Annotated in this window: 12 protein-coding genes; 6 read left to right on the forward strand and 6 right to left on the reverse strand. The window is 54.2% G+C overall.

The window, feature by feature from the left end; translation table 11 throughout:
- Positions 1-58: 58 nt before the first annotated feature.
- A complete protein-coding gene (gene priC, locus ACX9GU_RS20395; protein ID WP_021805457.1) occupies positions 59-595 on the forward strand; it encodes a primosomal replication protein PriC in 537 nt (178 codons plus the stop codon).
- Between the two features lie 132 nt (positions 596-727).
- Positions 728-907, forward strand: a complete 180-nt coding sequence (gene rsmS / locus ACX9GU_RS20400) for a pleiotropic regulatory protein RsmS (protein ID WP_021180129.1) — start codon at positions 728-730, stop codon at positions 905-907.
- A 30-nt stretch (positions 908-937) separates the two neighbouring features.
- Here rsmS and mscK read toward each other — a convergent pair whose 3' ends face one another.
- From mscK to acrR, 3 genes are all read right to left on the reverse strand, one after another.
- Positions 938-4330 carry a mechanosensitive channel MscK gene (gene mscK / locus ACX9GU_RS20405; RefSeq protein WP_473192724.1) on the reverse strand — a complete coding sequence of 1131 codons (3393 nt, stop codon included), beginning with the start codon at positions 4328-4330 and terminating at the stop codon, positions 938-940.
- 97 nt (positions 4331-4427) lie between these two features.
- The gene (locus ACX9GU_RS20410) at positions 4428-4781 is read right to left on the reverse strand and encodes a DsrE/DsrF/TusD sulfur relay family protein (RefSeq protein WP_024484402.1); all 354 of its coding nucleotides are present in this window, start codon (positions 4779-4781) and stop codon (positions 4428-4430) included.
- Positions 4782-4802: 21 nt separating this feature from the next.
- Positions 4803-5450 (reverse strand): multidrug efflux transporter transcriptional repressor AcrR, encoded by a 648-nt coding sequence (gene acrR / locus ACX9GU_RS20415; RefSeq protein WP_473192725.1) that lies wholly within the window; start codon positions 5448-5450, stop codon positions 4803-4805.
- A gap of 142 nt (positions 5451-5592) precedes the next feature.
- On the opposite strand from acrR, the gene sdeX reads away from it, so the two are divergent.
- From sdeX to ykgO, 4 genes are all read left to right on the forward strand, one after another.
- Entirely contained in the window at positions 5593-6774 is a 1182-nt protein-coding gene (gene sdeX, locus ACX9GU_RS20420; protein WP_161739661.1) for a multidrug efflux RND transporter periplasmic adaptor subunit SdeX, read from the forward strand.
- 17 nt (positions 6775-6791) lie between these two features.
- A complete protein-coding gene (gene acrB, locus ACX9GU_RS20425) occupies positions 6792-9938 on the forward strand; it encodes a multidrug efflux RND transporter permease subunit AcrB (protein WP_473192726.1) in 3147 nt (1048 codons plus the stop codon).
- A gap of 158 nt (positions 9939-10096) precedes the next feature.
- Positions 10097-10354 (forward strand): type B 50S ribosomal protein L31, encoded by a 258-nt coding sequence (locus tag ACX9GU_RS20430; protein ID WP_473192727.1) that lies wholly within the window; start codon positions 10097-10099, stop codon positions 10352-10354.
- A gap of 12 nt (positions 10355-10366) precedes the next feature.
- Positions 10367-10507, forward strand: coding sequence for a type B 50S ribosomal protein L36 (gene ykgO / locus ACX9GU_RS20435; protein WP_021805462.1), 141 nt, complete (start codon positions 10367-10369; stop codon positions 10505-10507).
- Between the two features lie 107 nt (positions 10508-10614).
- Here the strand turns inward: ykgO and ACX9GU_RS20440 are convergent, their stop codons facing one another.
- Genes ACX9GU_RS20440 through ACX9GU_RS20450 form a run of 3 tightly spaced genes read right to left on the reverse strand, consistent with a single transcriptional unit; the run spans position 10615 to position 13068 of the window.
- Entirely contained in the window at positions 10615-11493 is an 879-nt protein-coding gene (locus ACX9GU_RS20440) for a metal ABC transporter solute-binding protein, Zn/Mn family (protein ID WP_473192728.1), read from the reverse strand.
- A gap of 25 nt (positions 11494-11518) precedes the next feature.
- Positions 11519-12376, reverse strand: a complete 858-nt coding sequence (locus ACX9GU_RS20445) for a metal ABC transporter permease (RefSeq protein WP_473192729.1) — start codon at positions 12374-12376, stop codon at positions 11519-11521.
- Positions 12376-13068, reverse strand: coding sequence for a metal ABC transporter ATP-binding protein (locus ACX9GU_RS20450; RefSeq protein ID WP_473192730.1), 693 nt, complete (start codon positions 13066-13068; stop codon positions 12376-12378). Before ACX9GU_RS20450 ends, ACX9GU_RS20445 begins: the two co-directional genes overlap by 1 nt.
- Positions 13069-13193: the final 125 nt, after the last annotated feature.

Raw genomic sequence — 13193 nt, forward strand, 5'->3', positions numbered from 1 at the left:
TCTGATCTCTCTTTCACGGGCAAGCTTAGGCACCTACTGCCTTATCGAAGGATCTCACGTGACTACGCACCGCTTATTACAGGCGCTTGAACAACAGATCGCCACCCTGGCCAGCGAAATCCAACCGCGAGGTGATACCCCGATCTCGCAGGCGCGGTTTGACGTTGCCCTGTTCTCCAACCACGGCACGCGGTTACGAGATTATCTGGCCGAGATACAAAAGAACTTTGCCCAGCTACAAACGGCGGTCAAAGACAACCGTACCGCTCACGTCGCCTTTCTGGCGGAAAAGCTGGTGGCACAGCTCACCGCGTTACAGCGCGAAATGGCGACCCAGACGATACGGCGTAAAAATCAGCCGAAGGAAGTGGCGGTGGTCGATTTGTACCATAAGCTCGCCGAACATCAGGATTATGAACGCCGCCTGATCGCCATGATCCAGGACCGCGAAAGTCTGTTAGGGCAACAAACCACCTTCGCCGCGCAAAAGAAATTACAACAGGAACTGGCCGCATTCGAGGGCAGATTAGTGCGTTGTCGGCAAGCGTTGGCGCGCATAGAGCGCAGTATTGAGCGAAAAGAAAACGGTTTTTGAATATTTGTCACATTATTTTAATGATTATTCCCCTCCCCGCGCCAGGTTCACTATACTCAGCCAAAGCACAATCTCGTCTCTCCTGCGTTTAAAACACGGGAAGATCCCTTTACTCACACCAACGTTGGACTTATGTCGCTAGAAAATGCCTCCCCAGAATTACAACTGGCGGTAGACTTGATTTACCTGCTGGAATGTAACGAGATCGATCCGGCAACGGCGCTGGCCGCGCTGGATATTGTCAGAAAAGACTATCAGGAAAAGATGCAGCGTGCGGGCATCACCTCACCGTATTTGCCCGCGGGCCAATGATCATGGCCCGCTAGCGTTATCATCAGGTTGCTACACCACAGGTTGATCACCGATGCCTGGAACCTGCGCCCGCTTGACCTCCTGCACTTCGTTGCCCTGCTGGTTATGCAGATACACTTCCAACTGGTTGAAGGCGATATTAATGTCGTTCTCACGGCATAGGCGGTCAATCGCCCGGTTCAGCTCGTCCACGGTATAGCTGCGATCGCGCAGCTCACGCACGTACAACCGCAGCTCATGATCCAGCGTGCTGGCGCCAAAGTTGAGGAAAAAGACCATCGGCTCAGGATCCGTCATCACGCGCGGGTTTTCGTGCGCCGCTTGCAACAGCACCGCCTTGACCTTGTCCAGATCGGAGCCATAGGCCACCCCCACTTTAATCAGCACGCGGGTAATGGTGTCTGACAGTGACCAGTTAATCAGCCGCTCGGTGACAAACGCTTTGTTAGGAATGATCACTTCTTTGCGGTCAAAATCCGTAATGGTGGTAGCGCGAATACGGATCTTGCTGACCGTCCCGGAGTACGTGCCGATGGTGATGGTATCGCCGATCCGCACCGGGCGTTCAAACAGGATGATCAGGCCGGAAACGAAGTTGGCAAAGATTTCCTGCAGACCGAAGCCCAAACCTACCGACAGCGCCGCCACCAGCCACTGGAGTTTGTCCCAAGAAACGCCCAGCGATCCTAACGCAGTGATGGTCCCCACCGCCGTGATCAGATAGGTCAGAATGGTGGTGATGGCGTAAGACGCCCCCTGTCGCAGCTGCAGGCGGGATAACACCAGCACTTCCAGCAAACCCGGCAGGTTGCGCGTCATGACGTAAGCAACGATCACCGCCAGGACGGCCACCATCATATTGCCCAACGTTACCGCCTGCGCTATCACAGTGCCCGCCACGTTGCTGGAGTAATGCCATAGGGTAACGCTGTCGAGGTAGGAGATCACCGTGACCAGATCCGACCATATCGCATAAAATGCACTGGCGAAAATCAGAAACAACACCATGGTGGTCAAACGCAGCGACTGCTGGTTGATTTGATCCAATGCCAGTGGGGGTTCCTCTACCGGCTCGTTACCTTCGGCTCCTTCTTTCTCTTTGGCCTGGTTTTGGCGGCGCGCCAGGGCACGGCGATAGGCCAACCGACGAGCTGCCACGCTCAGGCCACGGATCGCTGCCAGGTAAACGATATTCCACAGGAAGTACAGATACAGGCTATCGATCCAACGGCCAGCCAAACGTAACGTGGTATAGAAGTAACCGGCAAACATCAGCCCAAGCAGGATCACCGGTGTGACAGCCAGCGCGGTGACCATCAGCAACCGCACTTTATGGGAGTCTTTTTCACGCCAATGGTCGCGGCAGATGGGGAACACCAGCACCGCTAATAGCGCCAATGTCAGGATCACCACCACCTGGCCAATCACATCTTCGACCAATCTCAGCGGGGCTTTTTCGCCCAGCACTGACCAGAAGATCAGCGGTAACAGGGCAAGTCCTAACCTGAAGGTCTGGCGGCGATAGTGCGCACAGCGATCGGCCGGGATATTAAAATGCCGCTGCGAAATACCTCCCGGGGCCAACATGCGGAAAGTGAAGCCAAACACCAACCAGAACAATGCCAGCTGTTGTGACAGGGCCCAGATAAAATCGCTGATGCTGAAATCGGCCCGATAGAACCAGAACCCGGCACCGAGCAGCAGTAAAGAACCCGGTAACACCTTTAATAAGGTGAGCAGAATGGCTTTCGGCGTATGCAGCTGGCTATCGCGCTTTAGCTGGCCGACGTCATTGGCCAGCTTTTGCAGATGCCTGTCAATCAGGCGGTAGCGCCAGCGCAGTAGGCCAATCACTACCAGCAACGGGATCAGGAACACCAGGGCATGCAGCCCGCCCAACAGCAACTGCCCGGGTTCGAATTTAAAATCCAGCCCGGCCAGCTGTTCTTTCACCGCCCCTGGCAGCCCCTTGAGCCAAGCGAAATCGATAGGTTTGTTGCTGTTAACCCAGAAAATCTGCTGGGTCAACGTGTCCTGTACCGAGCTATAGACGCTGGTCAGTTGCTGCTGATTAATCTGCAGGTTAATAGCCAACGACAGTTGGTTATTGAGCTGTTTATTCAGTTGATCGAGCAGCTCACGGCGCATATCGACAATTTCATTCAACGCATCAAGCACGTCACCGCTGGCCTTTTCCTTACTGTCCGCCACCAGCTTATTGATGAAGTCATCGCCCTTGAATAGCTCATCGCGCTGCTGGTTGATCTCAAACTGCTCCAGCCGTAAATCCGCGATCTGGGTGCTCATGTCCGCCACCAGTGTGCCCGGCGGCAGGTTTTGCTGTTGCTGATAAAGAATGCGCGACAGCACCAGGCTCCCCTTCAGCACCTGGATCTGCTCTTTCAGGTTTTGTTCCGATTGCAGGCCGCGATCGAGCCAGTTTTTCACCTGAATATTTTGCTGGAACAGGGTATTACTTTCTTGCGTGGCGGTGATCAGCCGCTGGCTGATTTGCCGGTTGATGTTCAGCTCTTTGCTCACCAGTTTGTCGCTCTGGATATCGCTGGCATCCTCCGGATTCTGCGCCTCTTTCGCCGTCTTTTCCGACAAAGTCAGCCGTTTGCTGTTTACCACGTCCTGCAACACCTGCACTCGGTGATCCAGGGCATCGATGTTCATGGTGGTGTAATCGCGCTGCTTCTGGAGCAGGTCTTGTAACGTAGTGTTGGCATCCAGGCTTCTGCGTTGCAGGTCTATCTCGGCATTGAGCAACACCTGCTCCGTATTGAGCATGGCCTGCTGGGTGCTGCGTAATATCTGTTGCCCCGGCGCGCGATCGCTTAACAGGTTACGGATTTCCTGCAGGCGCTGGGAAGCCGTGTACATACTGCTCTGTACGCGCTCTGGCTGGGTCTGCAATGAGATAAGCTGGCTGTTGTAGGTGGAGAGGCTTTCCTGGGTGTCCTGCAGTTCGTCCAACGTCTGATACAGGCGGCTTTCCAACTGACGCAGGGAAAGCGGTAGCAGTTCGGCTCGCGTCACCGCTTCATCAGCCGGATTTTTCAGCGACTCCAGATCCCGTGTGACCTGCTGTAACTTGGCCGGGGCCTGCTGAACCTGCTGTTTAAGCTGATTGACCTCTTGCTTGATACGATCGATGCCGTCAAGCAGCTCCAGCGTGCGATTTAAATCCTGTAGAGAGAGCTTTTCGACCGGCGTCAGGTTTTTCTGTTTGTTCAGCGTCTCAATCTGGCTTTGAATGTCGCTGCGCGCAGGGAGATCGCCGCTCTGTGCCGCGAACGCGCCCAAAGGCAGAACCAGCGCCGCCAACAACAAAAACCCTAGTGTGATAATGCGGAATTGGCCCGCAGCGTAAGACAGGAAAACAGTTTGCACTACGGGGAGAATACGCCTGCGACTCATGATTTAACGTCAGTTTAACAATCAAGCGTCAAGGTTATCACGATCGCAGGTTGGCGATGAATAAGAAAAGCATTGCAGGACATGAATCGCCAGGGACTCAGAAAGTCAGCACTTTCTCTGCCGCCAGCGTCCACTGGGCTAATTCCACCAGCGTGCCAATTTCTACGCCATCGGCCAGCTTCAATTGGCTGACGCCACGGGCATCGGCACAGGTTTTGCACAGTTTGACCGGCACCTGCTGCGCCGTCAGAATCTCCAGCATCTGCTGTAAATGATAGCCTTCACGCGGCTGTTGCCCGGCAATGCCCGCCACGACCGCATCGGACATCAGAAATAGTTTCAATTGCAGCTCGGGCTGCTGTTCTTTCAGGGTGATCGCCAGACGTAACGCATTAAACAACGATTCCTGGCCATAAGCCGCACCGTTGGCAATCAGTAACAGAGATGACATTGGGATTCTCCTTATCGAGGTCTACCGGGCTGGCGCGTTCACACGTAAAGAAGGGCTAAGCTGCGCCATTTCGAGGAAGCTGTCGACCAAGATACTCGCCTCGGCTTTGAGATCAAAGCTTTCCGGCATAAACAGCCAGTTCTCCATCAGACCGGTGATGTAAGCACGCAGGATGATTGCGGCCCGGCGGGTATGCAGATCGGCAGGGAGTTGCCCGTGCTCCATACTATTGCGTAAAACGCGTTCGATACGATCATAGCCTTCAAGGTAAAGCACCTTGCGAGCGTCATGTAGCGGCATCATTTCACCAATAAATTCGCATTTATGGAACACGATCTCCATCAATGCCCGGCGCCGACAGTCATCGACCGTAGCGGTCAGAATATAAATCAGAATTTCTCTTAAAATACGCAGTGGATTATCAGGATACTTTGCCTGATACTCTATCTCCAGATCGCCTATTTTCGACTCTGAGAGCTCCCAAACTTCATTAAACAGGTCTACCTTGTTCTTGAAGTGCCAGTAAATTGCACCACGCGTAACCCCGGCAGCGGTTGCGATATCAGTCAAAGAGGTTGCCGAAACGCCACGCTCGGAGAATTCCCTCACTGCGGCGTCGAGGATCTGTTGTCGTGTTTCTTGCGCCTGCTGTTTGGTTTTTCGTGCCATGATGTTGTTTTTTAGGGGCGGTGTGATTTACATACATTCGCGAATGTATGTACCATAGCACGCAGATAAAATTAACGCAGCAATGGGTTTTAAAGCTTGTGATCCATTGATCAATTTGAAATCGGACACTTGAGGTTTTTCTATGAACAAAAACAGAGGGTTAACGCCTCTGGCGGCAGTTCTGATGCTTTCAGGCAGCTTAGTGCTTACAGGATGTAATGATAAAGAAACCCAGCAACAGGCCCAACACCAGGCTCCTGCCGTGGGTGTGGTGACGTTGAAGGCTGAACCTCTCAATATTACTACCGATCTTCCTGGTCGTACCGCAGCATACCGCATCGCCGAAGTTCGCCCTCAGGTTAGTGGCATCATCCTGAAACGCAACTTTACTGAAGGCAGCGACATCAAGGCGGGTGTTTCACTGTATCAAATCGATCCAGCGACCTATCAAGCCGCTTATGACAGTGCCAAAGGCGACCTGGCCAAAGCCCAGGCAGCAGCAGAAATCGCGCGTCTGACGGTCAACCGTTACAAGCCTTTACTGGGTACTAGCTACATCAGTAAGCAAGACTTCGATAATGCCAACTCCACCCTGCTGCAGGCTAACGCTTCCGTGATCGCTGCCAAGGCCGCAGTGGAAACCGCGCGTATCAACCTGGCTTACACCAAAGTGACTTCCCCAATCTCTGGTCGTATCGGCCTTTCATCGGTAACCGAAGGGGCGCTGGTGACTTCCGGTCAGGCCAATGCGCTGGCTACCGTGCAGCAACTGGATCCGATGTATGTCGACGTGACCCAGTCAAGCAACGACTATCTGCGCCTGAAACAGGAATTGGCTAATGGCACCCTGAAACAGGAAAACGGCAAGGCTAAAGTGAAGCTGCTGCTGGAAAACGGTCAGGAATATGCGCAAGAAGGTTCGTTGGAATTCTCCGACGTGACCGTTGATGAAACCACCGGTTCCATCACTATTCGTGCCATTTTCCCTAACCCGAACGATGCCTTGCTGCCAGGTATGTTCGTGCGCGCCCGTCTGGACGAAGGCGTGCGTACCGATGCCTTGCTGGTTCCGCAACAGGGCGTCACCCGTAACCCGCGTGGCGAAGCTACCGCGATGGTGGTAGGTGCGGACGATAAAGTGGAAGTGCGTACGCTGACCGCCGCGCAGGCGATTGGCGACAAGTGGTTGGTGACAGCTGGTTTGAAACCGGGCGATCGCGTCATTGTTTCCGGCCTGCAGAAAATCAGACCTGGCGTTCAGGTGAAAGCGCAAGAAGTTGATGGCAAGCCACAGACTGCGTCTGAACCCGAGAAGAAGTCATAAAAAGGAGCCGGTAATACATGGCTAAGTTCTTTATAGATCGCCCCATATTTGCATGGGTAATCGCCATCATCATTATGTTGGCGGGCATCTTGTCGATCATGAAGCTGCCTATCGCGCAATATCCGACCATTGCGCCACCAGCAGTCACGATCTCCGCCAACTACCCGGGCGCTGACGCCAAAACGGTGCAGGATACCGTGACGCAGGTTATCGAACAGAATATGAACGGTATCGATAACCTGCTGTACATGTCCTCCAACAGTGACTCGTCCGGTAACGTCCAGATTACGTTGACCTTCAACTCTGGTACTGACCCTGATATCGCTCAGGTACAGGTACAGAACAAGCTGCAGTTGGCCATGCCGCTGCTGCCACAAGAAGTACAGCAACAAGGCGTTAGCGTTGAGAAATCAAGCAGCAGCTTCCTGATGGTAGCGGGCTTTATTTCCGAAGACGGCAGCATGACGCAAGAGGATATCGCGGACTATGTAGGTTCCAACATCAAGGATCCTATCAGCCGTACCTCTGGTGTGGGTGACGTTCAACTGTTCGGTGCCCAGTACGCGATGCGTATCTGGCTTGATCCCAACAAACTGAACAACTACCAACTGACCCCGGGCGATGTTATCGCTGCGATCAAGGTTCAGAACAACCAGGTTGCTGCAGGCCAGCTCGGTGGGACTCCACCGGTGAAAGGCCAACAGCTGAACGCTTCGATCATCGCGCAAACCCGCCTGACCTCGCCGGAGGAATTCAGCAAGATCCAGCTGAAAGTCAACCCGGACGGCTCACAGGTACGCCTAAGTGATGTGGCCAAGGTTGAACTGGGCGGTGAGAGCTACAACGTCATTGCCCGTTATAACGGTAAGCCTGCTGCCGGTATCGGTATCAAGCTGGCAACCGGTGCCAACGCCCTGAACACGGCGGCAGAGGTCAAGGCAGAACTGGCCAAACTGGAACCGTTCTTCCCTGCAAGTCTGAAAGTGGTTTACCCTTATGACACCACGCCATTCGTTAAGATTTCCATTAACGAAGTGGTAAAAACCCTGATTGAAGCGATCATCCTGGTGTTCCTGGTGATGTATCTGTTCCTGCAGAACTTCCGCGCTACGCTGATCCCAACGATCGCCGTGCCGGTAGTATTGCTGGGGACGTTCGCCATCCTGGCAATGTTTGGCTTCTCGATAAACACGCTGACGATGTTCGGCATGGTGTTGGCGATAGGCCTACTGGTGGATGACGCCATCGTGGTGGTAGAAAACGTTGAGCGTGTCATGGCTGAAGAAGGCCTGCCGCCAAAAGAAGCCACCAAGAAATCGATGGAACAGATCCAGGGCGCATTGGTGGGTATCGCCATGGTGCTGTCAGCGGTATTTATTCCGATGGCCTTCTTCGGTGGGTCAACTGGGGCAATCTATCGCCAGTTCTCGATCACCATCGTTTCCGCCATGGTGCTGTCGGTATTGGTGGCGTTGATCCTGACGCCTGCGCTGTGTGCCACCATGCTCAAACCGATCCCGAAAGGCGATCACGGCATCAAGACCGGCTTCTTCGGCTGGTTCAACCGCCTGTTTGAGAAGAGCACCCACCACTATACCGATAGCGTAGCGAACATTTTGCGTAGCACCGGGCGTTATCTGGTGATCTACCTGCTGATCGTGGTTGGTATGGCGGTGCTGTTCATGCGCTTGCCTTCCTCGTTCCTGCCGGACGAAGACCAGGGCATCCTGCTGACCATGGTGCAAATGCCAGCGGGTGCCACTCAGGAACGTACCCAGAAAGTCCTGGACGAAGTTAACCGCTACTACCACGAGAAAGAAGGCGACAACATTAACTCGGTGTTCACCGTTAATGGTTTCGGCTTCAGCGGCCAGGGTCAGAACACCGGTTTGGCGTTTGTCAGCCTGAAAGACTGGTCTGAGCGTAAAGGTGAAGAGAACAAGGTACCGGCAATTGCTGCCCGTGCAATGGGGGCTTTCTCGCAGATTAAAGACGGCTTGGTATTTGCCTTTAACCTGCCAGCGATTGTGGAACTGGGGACGGCGACTGGCTTCGACTTCCAGTTGATCGATCAGGCTAACCTGGGTCACGAAAAACTGACAGCAGCACGTAACCAGCTGTTGGGCATGGCGGCAGAGCATCCTGATTTGCTGGTTGGCGTACGCCCGAACGGCTTGGAAGACACGCCTCAGTTCAAACTGATCGTCGATCAGGAGAAAGCACAGACGCTGGGTGTTTCCCTGAGTGATATTAATACTACTCTCGGCACCGCACTGGGCGGCTCGTATGTGAACGACTTTATCGACCGCGGTCGTGTGAAGAAAGTGTACGTGCAGGCTGATGCTCCGTTCCGTATGCTGCCTGATGATATTAATAACTGGTATGTGCGAGGTAGCACCGGGCAGATGGTTCCGTTCTCCGCCTTCTCCACGGCGAAATGGGAGTTCGGTTCACCGCGTCTGGAACGCTACAACGGTCTGCCATCAATGGAAATCCTTGGCCAGGCTGCACCGGGTAAGAGTACCGGTGAAGCGATGGATATGATGGAACAGTTAGCGGCGAAACTGCCAAACGGCGTCGGCTATGACTGGACCGGTATGTCCTATCAGGAACGTCTGTCCGGTAACCAGGCTCCGTCACTGTACGCCATCTCACTGATTGTGGTGTTCCTGTGTCTGGCTGCTCTGTATGAGAGCTGGTCGATTCCGTTCTCCGTTATGTTGGTTGTGCCACTGGGGGTCATCGGTGCCCTGTTGGCCGCGACCATGCGCGGGCTGGAAAATGACGTTTACTTCCAGGTAGGCCTGTTGACAACCATTGGGTTGTCGGCGAAGAACGCGATATTAATCGTGGAATTCGCCAAGGACCTGATGGATAAAGAAGGTAAAGGGCTGATCGAATCAACGTTGGAAGCGGTACGTATGCGTCTGCGTCCAATCCTGATGACATCACTGGCCTTTATCCTCGGGGTTATGCCGCTGGTTATCAGCAGCGGCGCAGGCTCTGGCGCTCAGAACGCGGTAGGTACCGGCGTAATGGGCGGGATGGTGACAGCTACCGTCTTGGCGATCTTCTTTGTACCGGTGTTCTTCGTGGTGGTTCGCCGCCGCTTCAGCAAAAAGACTGAAGATCTGGAACACACCCATCCGGTTAAGCATCACTGATGCTTTCCTGCTGACAACCAAGGCCGCGCAAGCGGCCTTTTTTATGCCTGTCATTTAGTCAATAAGCCCAACGCTGATTAACGCTATTTTGGGGTTGATCCCGTTCCCAGAGAGGTGCATAATTAATGTTATAGTATAACATTACATTTAAGGCCGTCATGAAAACAGGCATCCATCCAGACTACCGCACCGTGGTATTTCACGATCTCAGCGCCGATACCTTCTTCAAGGTGGGGTCGACCATCAAAACCGATCGTACTATCGAGCTTGAGGGTAAAAGCTGGCCCTACGTCACCATAGATGTCTCTTCGGCTTCGCATCCGTACTACACCGGCAAGCAGAAAGAGTTCTCAAAAGAAGGCAGCACCGCGCGCTTCCAGAAGCGGTTTGGCCATTTGGTTAACAGCAGAAAATAATCGGGGTTGATGATGCAAGTATTGAGTTCACTGCGTTCGGCGAAGGGTCGCCATCCGGATTGCAAAGTTGTGCGCCGTCATGGGCGCGTCTTTGTGATTTGTAAGTCCAACCCGCGTTATAAAGCGGTACAGGGACGTAAGAAGAAGCGTTAAGCCAAAGTGTCATTGCTAGCCAAAGCCCCGTTGCTGCTCAACGGGGCTTTTTTATTGCCAAATGCCACTGCAAAGGGAAAACCCACCGCACGCGGTGGGGATAAAACTTACTTCATGCTGCCAACAATGGCCTCGACGTTGTGTTTGAATGCCTGCACATAGCTGGCTGCCGGGCCTTGCGGTTTGGATAGTGCTTCAGGATACAACTCACCTCCCGCTTTCGCCCCCGTTGCCGCCGCGATCTGCTGCACCAAGCGCGGATCCGTTTGGTTCTCAATAAAATAGGCTTGGACATTTTCCTGCCTGATCTGCTTGATCAACCCGGCGACATCGCTGGCGCTAGCTTCAGCCTCGGTAGAAAAACCGACCGGGGCAAGGAAGGTGACGCCGTATTCTTGGCCAAAATAACCGAAAGCATCATGGCTGGTCAGCACCTTGCGTTTTTGCTGCGGCACCGCCGCGAACTGTGCTTTGGCCCAACCATCGAGCTGCTGAAGATGTTGAATATATTCACCACCACGTTGGCGGAAATAGGCGGCATCTTCAGGATCCGCAGCGATCAGCGCATTCATCACGTTGGTCGCATACTGCACGCCATTGTTCATGCTGTTCCAGGCGTGTGGATCGGTGACCTGTTTGCCCTCTTCTTCCATGCTGCGCGACTCGATCCCTTTGGATGCGGTGATCACCGGCCCCTGATAACCGGAAGCCTTCACCAACCGATCGATCCAACCTTCAAGCCCCAATCCGCTGACAAACACCACATCGGCCTGCGCCAGCTGCTTGCTGTCTTGCGGCGATGGCTCAAAACCGTGCGGATCGCCATCAGGGCCAACCAGCGTGCTGACCTTTACATGTTCACCGCCCACCTGTTTGACGATATCGCCAAGAATAGAAAAGCTGGCCACGGCTTCAACGGTTTTCGCCTGCGCTAACGGGCTGGCGAGCAGAGCAGCTGCCACCAGCGTTATGGGTAAAGATTTCATGTTTTCTCCTTGCAGATAGCACTTCTCAATGACGCGCACGGCGCAACATCCCGCCACGCGTCCCAAACAAAATCGAAATTAAAAACATCCCGCTGGCACTGAGGACAATCGCCGGGCCTGCGGGCAATGAAGCGTAGTAGGACCACTCCAGACCAACCAGGCTGGCGAGCAGCCCAATCCCCATAGCCACGGCTAATGTCTGCGGCAAATCTCGCGCCCAGAACCGGGCGCAGGTCGCCGGTAGCATCATCAGCCCCACCGACATCAGGGTGCCAAGGATTTGAAAACCGGCCACCAGGTTGATTACCACCAAAGCGAGAAAAAGCCCGTGGATCCACGCCAGCGAGCCTGGCGCACTGACGCGTAAAAAAGTGCTGTCAAAGGATTCAATCACCAGAGCCCGATACAGCACTGCCAGCATCATCAGCGAAATACTGGCGATAATGCCTACCATAACCAGCGCCTGCGCATCCACCGCCAGGATCGAGCCAAACAATACGTGCAGCAGATCAACGCTCGAGCCGCGTAAAGAGACCAACGTGACGCCCAACGCCAGCGACCCCAGATAGAAACCCGCAAAGCTGGCGTCCTCTTTTAACGGGGTTTTGCGGCTCACCAGCCCGGACAACATGGCTACGGCCAACCCGGCAATAAATCCCCCTATGCCCATGGCTACCAGCGACATGCCAGAAATCAGATAGCCGATTGCTGCACCAGGTAATACCGCATGGGAAAGCGCATCCCCCACCAGGCTCATCCGGCGCAGCAATAAAAACACGCCTAGTGGTGCAGCGCTCAGCGATATTGCCAGGCAGGCAACCAATGCCCGGCGCATAAAACCGAAAGAGACAAAAGGGTCGAGCAGCAGATGGAGTAGCGTCATTACGCGGCCCCCCTCTGATTAGCCGCCGTCGAATAATGCGCTAACACGCGCTCGGCGTTATCCCAATGGCAGCGTTCAGGGGTGAGCAACAACGCTTCGGGGAAATGGTTGGCTACGGTAGACATATCGTGCAATACGGCAATCACCGTTCTTCCCTGCCGGTGTAACTGCGCAATGACCTGCAGCAAAAGTTGTGTGGTTGCCGCATCGATGCCGGTGAAGGGCTCATCCAGTAAGATCAGTGGCGCTTGCTGGACCAACAAACGGGCAAATAATACGCGTTGGAGCTGCCCACCGGATAACTCCCCTACCGCCTCAAGCGCCATGGAACTCATGCCCACGGTGTCTAACGCACCTGCAATTTGCTGCATGGAGCGTTTATTCACACCGCCAAACAGGCCGCTTTGCGGCCAGCAACCCATAGCGACCAAATCCTGAACCAGAATAGGAAATTGGCGATCCAACTCCGCCAGTTGTGGCAAATAGGCCATCGCCGGAGCCTTCCCGCCCGCAAAATGTAGCTTGCCGCCCAGCAGCGGGTGCAACCCGGCCAACGACTTCAACAACGTAGATTTACCGGCACCGTTAACGCCAATCACCGCCGTTAATGAACCGGCGGCAAAACGACCGCATAACGGCGGAAACAGAGGAGTGTGGTCATAACCCACGATGGCATTTTGCAACGTTATCATGACAGAGCAACCGCCCACGCAATGGCTAGCCATAGTAAGGTCAGCAATACGCTAACGGCTCCGCAGCGCAAAAACGCGGCTGAGGTAAACAGGGTAACGGGAAGGAAAGGCAGCATGGTTATCGC

The sequence above is a fragment of the Serratia sp. K1WW1 genome, from assembly GCF_055790865.1.